At 70.6% G+C, this 14,929-nt stretch carries 13 protein-coding genes; 11 read left to right on the forward strand and 2 right to left on the reverse strand.

From position 1 onward, the window contains the following. Together ACFU8Q_RS28925 and ACFU8Q_RS28930 are read right to left on the reverse strand one after the other, a co-directional pair. Nucleotides 1-1,252, reverse strand: a 1,252-nt coding sequence (locus tag ACFU8Q_RS28925; protein ID WP_384459034.1) for a GNAT family N-acetyltransferase, incomplete at its 3' end; no start/stop codon positions are given. A gap of 209 nt (nucleotides 1,253-1,461) precedes the next feature. Further along, nucleotides 1,462-2,403: a cation diffusion facilitator family transporter gene (locus ACFU8Q_RS28930; protein WP_384459037.1), complete on the reverse strand. Its 942-nt coding sequence runs from the start codon at nucleotides 2,401-2,403 to the stop codon at nucleotides 1,462-1,464. A 574-nt stretch (nucleotides 2,404-2,977) separates the two neighbouring features. On the opposite strand from ACFU8Q_RS28930, the gene ACFU8Q_RS28935 reads away from it, so the two are divergent. From ACFU8Q_RS28935 to ACFU8Q_RS28985, 11 genes are all read left to right on the forward strand, one after another. Continuing rightward, nucleotides 2,978-4,750, forward strand: a complete 1,773-nt coding sequence (locus ACFU8Q_RS28935) for a DUF5941 domain-containing protein (RefSeq protein WP_384459062.1) — start codon at nucleotides 2,978-2,980, stop codon at nucleotides 4,748-4,750. Continuing rightward, nucleotides 4,747-5,484 carry a sugar phosphate nucleotidyltransferase gene (locus ACFU8Q_RS28940; RefSeq protein ID WP_384459040.1) on the forward strand — a complete coding sequence of 246 codons (738 nt, stop codon included), beginning with the start codon at nucleotides 4,747-4,749 and terminating at the stop codon, nucleotides 5,482-5,484. Before ACFU8Q_RS28935 ends, ACFU8Q_RS28940 begins: the two co-directional genes overlap by 4 nt. Then, a complete protein-coding gene (locus ACFU8Q_RS28945) occupies nucleotides 5,472-6,533 on the forward strand; it encodes an iron-containing alcohol dehydrogenase family protein (protein WP_384459043.1) in 1,062 nt (353 codons plus the stop codon). The genes ACFU8Q_RS28940 and ACFU8Q_RS28945 overlap by 13 nt, the downstream gene beginning before the upstream one ends. Beyond that, the gene (locus tag ACFU8Q_RS28950; protein WP_384459047.1) at nucleotides 6,511-7,290 is read left to right on the forward strand and encodes a CDP-alcohol phosphatidyltransferase family protein; all 780 of its coding nucleotides are present in this window, start codon (nucleotides 6,511-6,513) and stop codon (nucleotides 7,288-7,290) included. The genes ACFU8Q_RS28945 and ACFU8Q_RS28950 overlap by 23 nt, the downstream gene beginning before the upstream one ends. An 8-nt stretch (nucleotides 7,291-7,298) precedes the next feature. Continuing rightward, nucleotides 7,299-8,171, forward strand: a complete 873-nt coding sequence (locus tag ACFU8Q_RS28955; RefSeq protein ID WP_384459064.1) for a glycosyltransferase family 2 protein — start codon at nucleotides 7,299-7,301, stop codon at nucleotides 8,169-8,171. 107 nt (nucleotides 8,172-8,278) lie between these two features. After that, complete coding sequence (locus ACFU8Q_RS28960; protein ID WP_384459050.1) at nucleotides 8,279-9,208, forward strand: ABC transporter permease; 930 nt, start codon at nucleotides 8,279-8,281, stop codon at nucleotides 9,206-9,208. After that, nucleotides 9,201-9,986: an ABC transporter ATP-binding protein gene (locus ACFU8Q_RS28965; protein WP_384459053.1), complete on the forward strand. Its 786-nt coding sequence runs from the start codon at nucleotides 9,201-9,203 to the stop codon at nucleotides 9,984-9,986. The genes ACFU8Q_RS28960 and ACFU8Q_RS28965 overlap by 8 nt, the downstream gene beginning before the upstream one ends. A gap of 445 nt (nucleotides 9,987-10,431) precedes the next feature. Then, nucleotides 10,432-11,352: a squalene synthase HpnC gene (gene hpnC / locus ACFU8Q_RS28970; RefSeq protein WP_384459056.1), complete on the forward strand. Its 921-nt coding sequence runs from the start codon at nucleotides 10,432-10,434 to the stop codon at nucleotides 11,350-11,352. A gap of 29 nt (nucleotides 11,353-11,381) precedes the next feature. After that, nucleotides 11,382-12,302, forward strand: coding sequence for a presqualene diphosphate synthase HpnD (gene hpnD, locus ACFU8Q_RS28975; RefSeq protein ID WP_266750350.1), 921 nt, complete (start codon nucleotides 11,382-11,384; stop codon nucleotides 12,300-12,302). Nucleotides 12,303-12,420: 118 nt separating this feature from the next. Next, the gene (gene hpnE, locus ACFU8Q_RS28980) at nucleotides 12,421-13,809 is read left to right on the forward strand and encodes a hydroxysqualene dehydroxylase HpnE (RefSeq protein ID WP_384459059.1); all 1,389 of its coding nucleotides are present in this window, start codon (nucleotides 12,421-12,423) and stop codon (nucleotides 13,807-13,809) included. Further along, nucleotides 13,806-14,906, forward strand: a complete 1,101-nt coding sequence (locus tag ACFU8Q_RS28985; RefSeq protein ID WP_383763509.1) for a polyprenyl synthetase family protein — start codon at nucleotides 13,806-13,808, stop codon at nucleotides 14,904-14,906. Before hpnE ends, ACFU8Q_RS28985 begins: the two co-directional genes overlap by 4 nt. Nucleotides 14,907-14,929: the final 23 nt, after the last annotated feature.

Genomic DNA, 14,929 nt, shown 5'->3' on the forward strand with positions numbered 1-14,929 from the left:
CCGCCGGGTAGCGGATCGTGCCGTGCGGCACCGGCACGGAGTCGTCGAGCACCAGGGCCATCATCGCCTCGTCCGGGACGTCGAAGCCCGGCCGGATCCCGTAGCGGGACGCCGGCACGAACCCGAACCTCGGGTAGTACTCCGGATGACCGAGTACCAGGACGAGCGACTCGCCCCGCAGCCGGGCCGCGTCGAGCACGGCCCGCACCACGGCCTGACCGGCGCCCTGCCGCTGATGCTCCGGGGCCGTCGCCACCGGGGCCAGCGCGAGCGCCGGCGCGCCCCCGACCCGGCACCGGGTCAGCAGCGCGTATGCCGCGACGGCGCCGTCCGGGCCGGCCGCGACGTGACCGAGGCCGGGCAGCCAGGACTCCGGATCGCTGCGCAGCGCGTCGACGAGAGCTGCTTCGTCCGGCGTCGGGAACGCGGCGGTGTTGACCGCGCGCACGGCCGCCACGTCCGCCACCGTCTCCGGCCGCGTCGGCCAGCGGGGGTCGGCGGGGCGCAGTACATAGCCGGCGTAGCCGTACTCCGAACCGTGATCGCGCCGCATGGCCAGCTCCTCGCGGGTCGCCGCGAGCGCCCACTCCATGCCGGGAACCGACGGGTCGGCGATCTCGACGCGCTCGGCGAGCGGGATGTAGTACTCGTCCCAGTCGCTGTCGGGCTGCACGCGCACCCCCAGGACGTGATAGCCGGCCGCCACGGCCGCCGCCGCGTTGGCCGCCACGGGGCGCACCGACGTCTCCTGCTCCCAGAAGGCGCGGGCCTCGTCGGTCGGCGCGTCCGTCGTCCAGACGCACTCGGAGACGACGAGGGTGCCGCCCGGAGCGAGCAGCCGCTTCCAGTCACGCAGCGCGGTGTCGAAACCGATGATGTACGCGGACCCCTCGGCCCAGACGAGATCGAACGACCCGGCCGGGAAGCCGGGGCCGGAGAGCTCGGCCATGTCGGCCCGGACGGTACGGACGCGGTCGCCGAGCCCGCGAGCAGCCGCCGCTTCGCGCAGTTCGCCGAGGAACGGCTCGTGGAGATCGACGGCGGTCACCTCGGCGCCCGCCTCGGCGGCCAGCAGCAGCGCGGCGCGGCCGGGCCCGCAGCCCAGATCCAGGACGCGCGGACGGCGCGGCAGCGGGCCGACGAGCTCCAGCAGCTGCCGGGTGGTGGCGTCGGAACCGGGACTCTGCCGGGGAAGGTTGTGGTGCAGGGAGAAGAACGCCTGGGAACGGACGGCGTGATCGTTGTCGGTCACCGTGGGAAACCCTTGTGTACGAGGGCTCCGGCCAACGCGTCGACCCGGTGTGAGCCGGTGTGCTAGCCGAGGGCCCGGAAGATGAGGACGGACCGGATGCTGCGCCGGTTGGGCGCCGTCGCGACGGTCATCGACCTCAGCTCCTCTTCTCGGACACGGGGAGGCCCTCGCCTCGCCGGACACCCTACACGGCGGTGCTGAACGCCGGTTCAGTGGCAGAGCCTGGCCTCGTGCTCGGCATGGCCGCTCGGCTCCAGCTGGAAGGTGCAGTGCTCCACGTCGAAGTGGACGCCGAGGCAGCCCTGCAGCTCATGGAGCAGCTTCTCGTGGCCGATCGAGTCCAGCATGTCCTGGCGCACCACCACATGGGCGGAGAGCACCGGCATCCCCGACGTGATCGTCCAGGCGTGCAGGTCATGGACGCCCAGCACCCCGGGCAGGGCGGTGATGTGGGCCCGTACCTCACCCATGTCGACGCCCTTGGGTGCCGCCTCCAGCAGCACATTGAGCGTCTCCCGGAGCAGCTTCACCGTACGGGGCACGATCATCAGGCCGATCACCAGCGAGGCGATCGGGTCTGCGGCCTGCCAGCCGGTGGCCAGGATGATCCCCGCCGAGATCAGCACGGCGAAGGAGCCGAGCGTGTCCGCGAGCACCTCCAGATAGGCGCCGCGCACATTGATGCTCTCCCTCTGCCCGCGGATGAGCATCGACAGCGAGACCATGTTGGCCACCAGGCCGACCAGGGCGAAGGCGATCGTCAGCCCACCCCTCGTCTCGGCCGGGGTGATGAACCGCTGGACCGCCTCGAAGAGCAGATAGCCGCCCACCCCGAGCAGCAGCAGGCAGTTGGCCAGGGCGGCGAGGATCTCGGCGCGGGCGAAGCCGAAGGTGCGGTTGAGCCCGGCGGGCCGGTTGGCGAAGTGGATCGCCAGCAGCGCCATGCCCAGGCCCAGGGCGTCGGTCGCCATGTGGGCCGCGTCGGCGATGAGAGCGAGGGAGCCGGAGAGCAGTCCGCCGACGACCTCCATGACCGTCACGGTGAGCGTGATGCACAGTGCGATCCGCAGCCGTCCCTTGTACGCGGCGGCTGCCGTGCCGGTGGGCGGCGGCCCGCCATGTGTGTGCCCGTGGTCGTGCCCTGCCCCCATGGGGACGCCTCCCGGTCGTCGCGCGGACCTCGGACGCGATCCGTCCGAGCACTGTCAGTCAACTACGGGTGGGGGGTATCGGGCAACACGGCACTGAACACCGTTGTCATATGCTCTGACCTGCGGAAATGATCGCAGGTCAGAGCTGTGGGGCGATCACTGACGGCTCCGTCCCACGTGCCCGGGGATGGCGCGGGCACCAGCCCCCGCAGGCCGGTTCGACCCTCTCGCGCTCCGCGCCGGGCCGGCCGGCCCGGCTCCTGGCAGATCGCTGCCCCCGCCCTGATCCGGCCGGAAGGTCACGGGCCCGCGCCACCGCGTTTTGTCAGGTGAGGCCGGGATCGACGATGATGACCGCGGGCGGCGCCGCATCATGCCGGTCCACCCCGAACGGAGCACAAACGGGCAGTGAACTCCCACTTCCGTTCATCCGATAGCCTCTGCCGACGTGCCGCCGGCCCGCTTCCGGGCCGCACTGTCGCGCGCCGGCCCCGTCAGCACCAAGGAGTGAGTTCGTCTGTCGACCGCCATCCTCACCGGTGCACCGGTACCCGGATCGTCGCTCGCGGACGATCTGCGGTCACTGGGCTTCGACGTACAGGTCGCCGCCGATGTGACCGAGGCCGCACGGCTGCTGGCCGACGTCCCCGCCGACCGGCGCGTCGCACTGGTCGATCCCCGTTTCGTCGGCCACGTCCACGCCCTCCGGCTCGGACTCACCGACCCGCGCTTCCCCGCTGCCACCGTGCCCGGCGCGCTCACCGCGCAGCCGGAGGCGCGCCCCGCGCTCGTCCGGGCCCTGAGCACCACCGCCGCGGCCGTCGGCGCGGGCGTCCCGACCGTTCCGGGCACCACGGCGACGGTCACCGACCGCACCGTTCCGGGCCACCTCGCCGTCACCATGGACGCCGAAGGCACCCCCGTGCAGCGCCCCGAGCTCGGCTCCCTGGTCGCCGCCGTACCGGTCGACGAATCCTCCCGCGCCGCAGCGCGGAGCGGTCTCGCCGCGGTCGACGACGAGGCGGTACGGCTGCGCAGCGCCGTGAAGGCCCACGACGGCTTCTTCACCACGTTCTTCATCAGCCCGTACTCCCGCTACTTCGCCCGCTGGTGCGCCCGCCGCGGCCTCACCCCGAACCAGGTCACCACAGCGTCCCTGCTCACCGCGCTGATCGCTGCGAGCAGCGCGGCGACCGGCACCCGCGGCGGCTACATCGCCGCCGGACTGCTGCTGCTCCTCTCGTTCGTCCTGGACTGCACCGACGGGCAGCTCGCCCGCTACTCGCTGCAGTACTCGACGATGGGCGCCTGGCTGGACGCCACCTTCGACCGGGCCAAGGAGTACGCGTACTACGCGGGCCTCGCACTCGGCGCCGCCCGCGGCGGCGACGACGTCTGGGCACTGGCCCTCGGCGCGATGGTCCTCCAGGCCTGCCGCCATGTCATCGACTTCTCGTTCAACGAGGCCAACCATGACGCGGTGGCCAATTCGAGCCCCACGGCAGCTCTCTCCGACCGGCTCGACAGCGTCGGCTGGACGGTCTGGCTGCGCCGGATGATAGTGCTGCCGATCGGTGAGCGCTGGGCGATGATCGCGGTACTGACCGCGGTGACCACGCCCCGGATCGTCTTCTACACCCTGCTCATCGGCTGCGCCTTCGCCGCCTGCTACACCACCGCGGGCCGCCTGCTGCGCTCGCTGACCCGCAAGGCGGAGCGCACCGACCGAGCGGCCCGCGCACTCGCCGACCTGACCGACTTCGGTCCCCTCGCCCAGTTCGTGGCGGCACGCGGCCCCCGGATCGGGGGTACCTGGAGCGCACCCGTGATCGCGCTCGTCGGCACGGGGGCACTGATCGCCGCGGCGCTGCAGCAGCCGTTCGGCAGCAAGCAGATGATCTTTGCCGCGGTCTTCTACACGATCTGCTCGGGCATGGCGGTGGCACACCCCCTCAAGGGCGCCCTCGACTGGCTCGTCCCCCCGATATTCCGGGCGGCGGAGTACTGCACCGTCCTCGTCCTCGCGGCTCGCAGCGATGTCCCGGGGGCCCTTCCGGCAGCCTTCGGGCTGGTCTCGGCCGTTGCCTACCATCACTACGACACCGTGTACCGCATCCGTGGCGACACCGGCGCGCCGCCCCAGTGGCTGGTCCGCGCGATCGGTGGGCACGAGGGCCGCACTCTGGCGGTGGCCGTACTCGCCGCCGTATTCACCCGACATTCAGCTTTCACCGTGGCACTGACCGCTCTCGCAGTGGCTGTGGCACTGGTGGTCCTCGTGGAGTCCATCCGCTTCTGGGTGTCCTCCGGAGCACCCGCCGTTCACGACGAAGGAGAACCCGCATGATCGGCCTCGTACTGGCAGCCGGTGCAGGACGGCGTCTGCGCCCCTACACCGACACGCTCCCGAAGGCCCTCGTGCCAGTCGACGGCGAGAAGACAGTGCTGGACCTCACGCTGGCGAACTTCGCGGAGGTCGGCCTCACCGAGGTCGCCGTCGTCGTCGGGTACCGCAAGGAAGCCGTGTACGACCGCAAGGCCGAGCTGGAGGCCAAGTACGGCGTCACCCTCACCCTGATCGACAACGACAAGGCCGAGGAGTGGAACAACGCCTACTCCCTGTGGTGCGCCCGTGACGTCCTGACGCGCGGCGTGATCCTGGCCAACGGCGACACCGTCCACCCGGTCTCCGTCGAGAAGACCCTGCTCGCCGCCCGCGGCAACGGCCAGAAGATCATCCTCGCCCTCGACACGGTGAAGCACCTCGCCGACGAGGAGATGAAGGTCATAACCGAGGGCGACAAGGGTGTGCGGCGCATCACGAAGCTGATGGACCCGGCCACCGCGACCGGCGAGTACATCGGCGTCACCCTCATCGAGCCGGAAGCCGCCGCCGAGCTTGCCGACGCGCTGAAGACCACGTATCTGCGCGACCCCGACCTCTACTACGAGGACGGCTACCAGGAGCTCGTGAACCGCGGCTTCACCGTCGACGTGGCACCCATCGGCGAAGTGACGTGGGTGGAGATCGACAACCACGACGACCTCGCGAAGGGCCGTGAGATCGCGTGCCAGTACTGACCCGGCTCATTCCGTCCCCGGTCGTCGTCGACATCCGTCGCGGCGCCCTGGACGATCTGGCCGGCCTCCTCGCCGACCAGCGGATCTCCGCCTCCGGCAAGCTCGCCGTCGCGATCAGCGAGGGTTCGGGGCGGGCCCTGCGCGAGCGGCTGGCCCCCGCGCTGCCCGGCGCCCACTGGTACCCGGTCACCGACGGCACCCTCGACTCGGCCGTCAAGCTCGCCGACGACATCAGGGGCAGCCGCTACGACGCGGTGGTCGGCCTCGGTGGCGGCAAGATCGTCGACGTCGCGAAGTACGCGGCGGCACGCGTCGGCCTGCCCCTGGTCGCGGTGGCGACGAACCTCGCGCACGACGGTCTCTGCTCGCCCGTCGCGACACTGGACAACGACAACGGCCGGGGCTCCTACGGGGTCCCCACCCCGATCGCCGTCGTCATCGACCTCGACGTCGTCCACGAGGCACCGGCCCGTTTCGTGCGCTCCGGCATCGGCGACGCGGTCTCCAACATCTCCTGCGTGGCCGACTGGGAACTCGCGCACGAGGTCACGGGCGAGGAGATCGACGGACTCGCCGCGGCCATGGCCCGGCAGGCCGGCGAGGCCGTGCTGCGCCACCCGGGAGGGATCGGCGACGACGCCTTCCTCAAGGTGCTGGCCGAGGGCCTCGTGCTGACCGGTATCTCCATGTCGGTCGCCGGGGACTCCCGGCCAGCCTCGGGCGCCTGCCACGAGATCAACCACGCCTTCGACCTGCTGTACCCCAAGCGTGCGGCGAGCCACGGCGAGCAGGTCGGTCTCGGTGCCTGCTTCGCCATGTACCTGCGCGGTGCACGCGCGGAGTCGCTGCTCATGGCGGCCACCCTGCGCCGCCACGGTCTGCCCGTCCTGGCCGAAGAGATCGGCTTCACCGCCGACGAGTTCGTCCAGGCCGTCGACTACGCCCCGCAGACCCGCCCGGGCCGCTTCACGATCCTGGAACACCTCAACCTGTCCACCGACCAGATCAGGGACGCGTACGCCGACTATGCAAAAGCCATCCATAGCTGAACTCCGTCCGGTCGTGCACCCTCCGGGCGTGAAGGACCGGCGCAGCGGCGAACACTGGGCGGGTCGGCTCTACATGCGCGAGATCTCCCTGCGCGTGGACCGGCACCTGGTGAACACCAGGGTCACGCCCAACCAGCTGACCTACGTGATGACCCTCGCGGGCGTGCTCGCCGCGCCCGCCCTGCTCGTTCCCGGCATTCCCGGAGCGCTGCTCGGCGTCCTCATGGTCCAGCTCTACCTGCTGCTCGACTGTGTCGACGGCGAGGTGGCCCGCTGGAAGAAGCAGTTCTCACTGGGCGGGGTCTACATGGACCGCGTCGCCGCGTATCTCTGCGACGCCGCCGTGCTGGTCGGCTTCGGCCTGCGCGCCGCCGACCCGTGGGGCTCCGGACGGATCGACTGGCTGTGGGCCTTCCTGGGCACTCTGGCGGCCCTCGGCGCCATCCTGATCAAGGCCGAGACCGACCTCGTCGGCGTCGCACGCCACCAGGGCGGTCTGCCGCCGGTCAAGGAGGCCGCCTCCGAGCCGCGCTCGTCCGGCATGGCGCTCGCTCGCCGGGCCGCCGGTGCGCTCAAGTTCCACCGGCTGATCCTCGGCATCGAGGCGTCGCTGGTGATCCTGGTGACGGCCGTCCTCGACGCGGTCAGGGACGATCTGTTCTTCAGCCGTCTCATGGTCGCGGTACTGGCCGGCATCGCCCTGTTGCAGACCTTGCTGCACCTCGTGTCGATCCTGGCGTCGAGCAGGCTGAAGTGAGCAATCCGATGAAGCTCGGCGCGGTCATCATCACGATGGGTAACCGCCCCGCAGAGCTGCGTGCCCTCCTCGATTCGGTCGCCGAGCAGGACGGCGACCGGATCGAGGTGGTGGTCGTCGGCAACGGCGCCCCCGTACCGGACGTCCCCGCAGGCGTACGCACCATCGAGCTGCCCGAGAACCTGGGCATCCCCGGCGGCCGCAATGTCGGGATCGAGGCCTTCGGCCCGTCCGGCGCCGATGTGGACGCACTGCTCTTCCTCGACGACGACGGACTCCTGCCGCTCACCGACACCGCCGAGCTGTGCCGGCGGGCTTTCGAGGCCGACCCCGAGCTGGGCATCATCAGCTTCCGTATCGCCGACCCCGACACCGGTGTCACTCAGCGCCGCCACGTGCCACGGCTGCGGGCCTCCGACCCGCTGCGCTCCTCGCGGGTGACGACCTTCCTCGGCGGCGCCAACGCCGTACGCACCAAGGTCATCGCCGACGTCGGGCCGCTGCCGGGCCAGTTCTTCTACGCGCATGAGGAGACCGACCTCGCCTGGCGGGCGCTGGACGCCGGCTGGATGATCGACTACCGCGCAGACATGGTCCTCAACCACCCGACCACCGCTCCGTCACGGCACGCGGTGTACCACCGCATGGTGGCCCGCAACCGGGTGTGGCTGGCCCGGCGCAACCTGCCCGCCCCGCTGGTTCCCGTCTACCTCGGCGTGTGGCTGCTGCTGACCCTGCTCCGCAAGCCCTCCGGCCCGGCACTGAAGGCTTGGTTCGGCGGCTTCCGGGAAGGCTGGTCCACGCCCTGCGGCACCCGCCGCCCTATGAGCTGGCGCACCGTATGGCGGCTGACCAGACTGGGTCGGCCTCCCGTGATCTGAGAGGCTCTCCTCTGAGAGCATGAGACGTACTTCTTCTCCACGGGACCTGTCCGCTCCGAAACGCGCCCGCGACTGGCTGCGCATCTTGAATACGAGAGTTTCATCTGGTGAGTGACACAACCCATGATGGTGCGGTCGCACTGAGCACCCCACCATCCGCCGACGACGGCCTGAGCGCGGCCGAGAGGGCCGCCAAGTACGGCCTGACGGTGAGCGGCGCCCGGCCAGGGCTCTTCGAGTACATCCGGCAGCTCTGGGGCCGACGCCACTTCATCCTGGCGTTCTCCCGAGCGAAGCTGACCGCCCAGTACAGCCAGGCGAAGCTCGGCCAGCTGTGGCAGGTGGCCACGCCGCTGCTCAACGCCCTCGTCTACTACCTGATCTTCGGGCTGATCCTGGGGACCCGGAAGGGAATGACCCAGGACGTCTTCATCCCGTTCCTGGTGACCGGCGTCTTCGTCTTCACCTTCACCCAGAGCTCGGTGATGGCGGGTGTGCGGGCCATCTCCGGCAACCTGGGGCTGGTCCGTGCGCTGCACTTCCCGCGCGCCTCGCTGCCCGTCTCGTTCTCGCTCCAGCAGCTCCAGCAGCTGCTGTACTCGATGATCGTGCTCGCGGTCGTGGCCATCGCGTTCGGCAGCTACCCGAGTCTCTCCTGGCTGCTGATCATTCCGGCGCTGGCCATGCAGTTCTTCTTCAACACCGGACTGGCGCTGATCATGGCCAGGCTGGGCAGCAAGACCCCCGACCTCGCCCAGCTCATGCCCTTCGTCATGCGGACCTGGATGTACGCGTCGGGCGTCATGTTCTCCATCCCGGTGATGCTCAAGGACAAGCCGGCCTGGATCGCCGATGTGCTGCAGTACAACCCGGCGGCCATCTACATGGACCTGATCCGCTTCGCGCTGATCGACGGCTACGGCGCGGGCAACCTGCCGGCGCACGTCTGGATCGTGGCGCTCGCCTGGGCGGTCCTCGTCGGCCTGGTGGGCTTCGTGTACTTCTGGAAGGCAGAGGAACGGTACGGCCGTGGCTGACGACAACACTTCAGGGCGCGTCCCCACCGTCATCGCCGACGACGTGCACATCGTGTACCGGGTCAACGGCGCCGGCGGAGGCAAGGGCAGCGCCACCGCGGCGCTGAGCCGGATACTGCGCCGCGGCAAGGGCGAGGCGCGCGGCGTACGGAAGGTGCACGCCGTCCGCGGCGTCTCCTTCACCGCCTACCGCGGCGAGGCCATCGGCCTCATCGGGACGAACGGTTCCGGCAAGTCGACCCTGCTGCGGGCCATCGCCGGGCTGCTGCCGACCGAGCACGGCAAGGTGTACACCGATGGCCAGCCGTCGCTGCTGGGGGTCAACGCGGCGCTGATGAGCGATTTGACCGGCGAGCGCAACGTCGTGCTCGGCGGCCTCGCGATGGGCATGTCGCGCGAGGAGATCCGCGAGCGCTACCAGGGGATCGTCGACTTCTCCGGCATCAACGAGAAGGGCGACTTCATCACCCTGCCGATGCGGACGTACTCCTCCGGCATGGCCGCCCGGCTGCGCTTCTCCATCGCCGCCGCGAAGAACCACGACGTCCTCATGATCGACGAGGCATTGGCCACCGGTGACCGTAAGTTCCAGATCCGCTCCGAGAAGCGCATCAGGGAACTCCGCAAGGAGGCGGGCACCGTCTTCCTGGTCAGCCACAGCAACAAGTCCATCAGGGACACCTGCGACCGGGTGCTCTGGCTGGAAAAGGGTGAGCTGCTGATGGACGGTCCGACGGACGAGGTCCTCAAGGCATACGAGCGCGAGACCGGCAAATAGCGCGATTTCGGTCCCGTGGCGCCGAGGTGGCCTCCGCCGGAACTCTCCGGTGGAGGCCGCCTCGGTGTCCGGACCACGGATCCCGCCGTGCGGCCTGCACGCCCGGCGGTACGCCCCGGAGAAGATCTCCTCCCGGCGGATGACGTCAATTTCCTTGCGCACGGGGAAGGTTGGCGGGGCAGGACGCGTTGTTCCTCTGCGCGCAACACCCCGACGTATCGATGAGCGTTGTACAACGTAAGCTGTAGTGGTGCTGATTCGTTGCAAGTGGGGCGATACCGCCTGGCCATATGGCCCGACGGCGTGCTCCGCACTGGGCAGAGCGGGCGGCGTGTCCGGAATGGGATGTTTTGGGTCAGCAGTGTAGAACGGGAGATGTGACGGCTATGACGGAAGATCTCCAGCTCCGAGGTGCTCACGCCGTCCCAGCGCCGGGCGGTCGGTGGTGACCCCTACCCGGCAGGCGCACCACGATGCCGCCGCGCCCAGCACCCTGGACAAGGCAGCGGACGAGAATTTCCCGGTAGCCCCCTTCTTTCTGCCGCGCGCCTGGCGCGACGACCTGATGGCCGTCTACGGCTACGCCCGTCTCGTCGACGACATCGGCGACGGCGACCTCGCCCCCGGCGGCGCGGACGCCCGCCACCTCGGCCTCGATCCCGAGCAGACCGACGACCGGCTCGCCATGCTCGATGCCTTCGAGGCCGATCTGCACCGGGTCTTCGACACCGCGGGCGAGGATCCGCACCACCCCCTGCTGCGCGCGCTGCGCCCCACCGTGCGGCGCTGCTCGCTCACCCCCGAACCCTTCCTCGGCCTCATCGAGGCGAATCGGCAGGACCAGAAGGTCCGCCGCTACGGGACGTACGAGGAACTCGCCGCGTACTGCGAGCTCTCCGCCAATCCCGTGGGCCGACTGGTCCTGCAGATCACCGGAACCGCCAGCCCCGAACGCATCCGCCGCTCCGACGCCGTCTGCACGGCCCTGCAGATCGTCGAGCACCTCCAGGACGTCGCCGAGGATCTCGCCGCCGACCGGATCTACCTGCCCGCGGACGACATGGCCCGGTTCCACGTCCGCGAAACCGATCTGGCCGCCCCCTCGGGGGGCGCATCGGTGCGTTCACTGGTTGCGTACGAAGCAGAACGCGCTCGGGAACTGCTGAATGAAGGCACCCCTCTGGTGGGTAGCGTCCACGGCAGGCTCAAGCTGCTTCTCGCCGGATTCGTGGGAGGGGGGCGTGCCGCCCTCACCGCGATCGCGGCCGCCGGGTTCGACGTACTGCCCGGACCGCCCAAGCCCACCAAGCCCAGCCTGCTGCGCGAGGTGGGAGTTGTCTTGCGAAGAGCGCGTAGAGAGGGGTGAGCCGGACCGTGGAGGGACAGACGACGTACATGTCGGCACCGGTACAGGCCGCATACAGTTACTGCGAGGCGGTCACCGGACAGCAGGCGCGTAACTTCGCGTACGGCATCAGGCTGCTGCCGGCCGAGAAGCGACAGGCCATGTCGGCGTTGTACGCCTTCTCCCGTCGCGTCGACGACATCGGTGACGGCGAGCTGGAGCCGGAGACCAAGCGGACCCGACTGGAGAGCACCCGCACCGTCCTGGACCGGATCCGCGACGGCGCGATCGACGAGGACGACACCGACCCGGTGGCCGTCGCGCTCGCCGACGCCGCACGCAGATTCCCGCTCCCGCTCGGTGGGCTCGACGAACTCATCGATGGCGTGCTGATGGATGTGCGCGGCGCGACGTACGAGACCTGGGACGACCTCAAGGTCTACTGCCGCTGTGTCGCGGGTGCCATCGGCCGCCTCAGCCTGGGTGTCTTCGGTACGGAACCGGGCGCTCCGGGTGCCGACCGGGCAGCGGAGTACGCCGACACGCTCGGCCTCGCGCTCCAGCTGACCAACATCCTGCGCGACGTCCGCGAGGACGCCGGTAACGGGCGTACGTATCTGCCCGCCGACGACCTCGCCAAGTTCGGCTGCTCGGCCGGGTTCCACCGGGCCACTCCGCCGCCCGGCGCGGACTTCGCGGGCCTGGTCCACTTCGAGGTACGGCGCGCCCGCACCCTGTTTGCCGAGGGGTACCGGCTGCTGCCGATGCTGGACCGGCGCAGCGGCGCCTGTGTCGCGGCGATGGCGGGCATCTACCGCCGGCTGCTGGACCGGATCGAGCGCGACCCCGAGGCGGTGCTGCGCGGCCGGGTCTCGCTGCCGGGCCACGAGAAGGCGTACGTCGCGGTGCGCGGACTCTCGGGTCTCGACGCGCGCTACGTCTCCCGCCGGACGGCCCGGGGGCGTGTCTGATGCGCCGGACGGACATCTCGCGCACCATGTGCGGCACGGAAACGCGCTTCCATCGGTGGTCAACCCTCTGGTGTACTGACGCGTCCCTGACTGAAGTGACCCGGCGAAAGGAGGGTGCATGACGAACGACGCCCCGCGTTCCTCCCACGCGGTCGTGATCGGCGGCGGACTCGCCGGCATCACCGCGGCCCTGCGGCTCGCCGACGCCAGGCTTGACGTGACCCTGCTCGAAGGGCGGCCCCGGCTCGGCGGGCTCGCCTTCTCCTTCCGGCGCGGCGAACTGACGGTCGACAACGGACAGCACGTCTACCTGCGCTGCTGCACCGCCTACCGCTGGTTCCTCGACCGCGTCGACGGAACGCGCCTGGCGCCCCTGCAAAACCGTTTGGACGTGCCCGTTCTCGATGTCGGACGCCCCGCGGGCCCCCGGCTGGGACGGCTGCGCCGCAACGCGCTGCCGGTGCCGTTCCACCTCGCCGCCGGACTCGTCGGCTATCCGCATCTCTCGCTCACCGAGCGGGCGAGCGTCGGACGCGCCGCACTGGCGCTGGGCCGCCTCGACCCGGACGACCCCGCGCTCGACGCCGTCGACTTCGGCAGCTGGCTCACCCGGCACGGTCAGTCGCCGCGCACCATCGAGGCCCTCTGGGACCTGGTCGGCGTCGCCACGCTCAACGCCACCGCGCCGAACTCCTCGCTGGCCCTCGCCGCGAAGGTGTTCAAGACCGGACTCCTCTCCGAGCCCGGCGCCGCCGACATCGGCTGGGCGAGCGTGCCGCTCGGCGAGATCCACGACACGCTGGTCCGCAAGGCACTCGACTCCGCCGGCGTACGCACCGAGCTGCGCACCAGAGCGTCCTCCGTCACCCGTACGCAGGACGGCCGTTGGGCCGTCGAGGCCGGCGGCGAGCGGATCGAGGCCGACACTGTTGTCCTCGCCGTCCCGCAGCGCGAGACCCACGACCTGCTGCCCGCGGGGGCGCTCGACGCGCCGGAGCGGCTGCTCGACATCGGCACCTCGCCGATCCTCAACGTGCACGTCGTCTACGACCGCAAGGTGCTGCGCCGCCCGTTCTTCGCCGCGCTCGGCTCCCCGGTCCAGTGGGTCTTCGACCGTACGGACGCCTCGGGCCTCACCGGCCCCGGGCAGTACCTCGCGGTGTCCCAGTCCGCCGCGGACGAGGAGATCGACCTACCCGTCGCCGAGCTGCGGAGGCGTTACCTGCCCGAGCTGGAGCGGCTCCTTCCGGCCGCCCGAGGAGCCGGGATCAGAGACTTCTTCGTCACCCGGGAGCGCACGGCGACCTTCGCCCCCGCCCCCGGCGTCGGCCGACTGCGGCCCGGAGCCGGCACCCGTGCCCCCGGCCTCAGCCTGGCCGGGGCGTGGACGGCCACCGGCTGGCCCGCGACGATGGAGGGTGCCGTCCGCAGCGGATTCAGCGCGGCGGACGCCGCGCTCCGGGCGCTCGGCCGCTCCCACGAACATCCGCTGCAGGAGGCGGCATGAGCAGTACCACCGGAACAAGAGGAGAGTCAGTGACCCCGGCGAACCCGGCTTTCGACACCGTGGCCGACACGGACGTCACCGCGCTTCTGGAGCGCGGACGGGCCCTTTCCACGCCGGTGCTCCGGGCCGCCGTTGACCGGCTCGCACCGCCCATGGACACCGTCGCCGCCTACCACTTCGGCTGGATCGACGCCCAGGGACGGCCCTCCGACGGCGACGGCGGCAAGGCCGTGCGCCCGGCGCTCGCCCTGCTGTCCGCGGAAGCGGCCGGCGCCACCGCCGAGGCAGGCGTCCCGGGCGCCGTGGCCGTCGAACTCGTGCACAACTTCTCGCTGCTGCACGACGACCTGATGGACGGTGACGAACAGCGCCGCCACCGCGACACCGTCTGGAAGGTGCACGGCCCCGCCCAGGCGATCCTCGTCGGCGACGCGCTCTTCGCGCTCGCCAACGAGATCCTGCTGGAGCTCGGCACCGTCGAGGCGGGCCGGGCGGCCCGCCGGCTGACCGTCGCCACCCGCAAGCTCATCGACGGTCAGGCCCAGGACATCTCCTACGAGCACCGCGAGCGGGTCACCGTCGAGGAGTGCCTGGAGATGGAGGGCAACAAGACCGGCGCCCTGCTCGCCTGCGCCTGCTCCATCGGCGCGGTCCTCGGCGGCGCCGACGACCGTACCGCCGACACCCTGGAGGCGTACGGCCACCACCTCGGCCTCGCCTTCCAGGCCGTCGACGATCTGCTCGGTATCTGGGGTGACCCCGAGTCCACCGGCAAGCAGACCTGGAGCGATCTGCGCCAGCGCAAGAAGTCGCTGCCGGTCGTCGCCGCGCTCGCCGCGGGCGGACCGGCCTCGGAGCGCCTCGGTGAACTGCTCGCCGCCGACGCCAAGAGCAGTGATTTCGACAGCTTCTCCGAAGAGGAGTTCGCCGCCCGTGCGGCGCTCATCGAGGAGGCGGGCGGCCGTGAATGGACCGCTCAGGAGGCACGTCGACAGCATGCCGTCGCCATCGAGGCACTGCACCGCGTCGACATGCCGCCCACCGTGCGGGCGCAGCTCACAGCGCTCGCTGACTTCGTCGTCGTACGAAAGAGATGATCACTATCTGCTCCATATGACTC

This window comes from Streptomyces sp. NPDC057543 (genome assembly GCF_042801895.1).
Classification (GTDB): domain Bacteria; phylum Actinomycetota; class Actinomycetes; order Streptomycetales; family Streptomycetaceae; genus Streptomyces.

Coding starts and splice junctions, on each gene's coding strand:
- ACFU8Q_RS28930 (WP_384459037.1), bottom strand. CDS start 2,403: ATGGGGGCAGGGCACGACCACGGGCACACACATGGCGGGCCGCCGCCC.
- ACFU8Q_RS28940 (WP_384459040.1), top strand. CDS start 4,747: ATGATCGGCCTCGTACTGGCAGCCGGTGCAGGACGGCGTCTGCGCCCC.
- ACFU8Q_RS28950 (WP_384459047.1), top strand. CDS start 6,511: ATGCAAAAGCCATCCATAGCTGAACTCCGTCCGGTCGTGCACCCTCCG.
- ACFU8Q_RS28955 (WP_384459064.1), top strand. CDS start 7,299: ATGAAGCTCGGCGCGGTCATCATCACGATGGGTAACCGCCCCGCAGAG.
- hpnD (WP_266750350.1), top strand. CDS start 11,382: ATGTCGGCACCGGTACAGGCCGCATACAGTTACTGCGAGGCGGTCACC.
- hpnE (WP_384459059.1), top strand. CDS start 12,421: ATGACGAACGACGCCCCGCGTTCCTCCCACGCGGTCGTGATCGGCGGC.
- ACFU8Q_RS28985 (WP_383763509.1), top strand. CDS start 13,806: ATGAGCAGTACCACCGGAACAAGAGGAGAGTCAGTGACCCCGGCGAAC.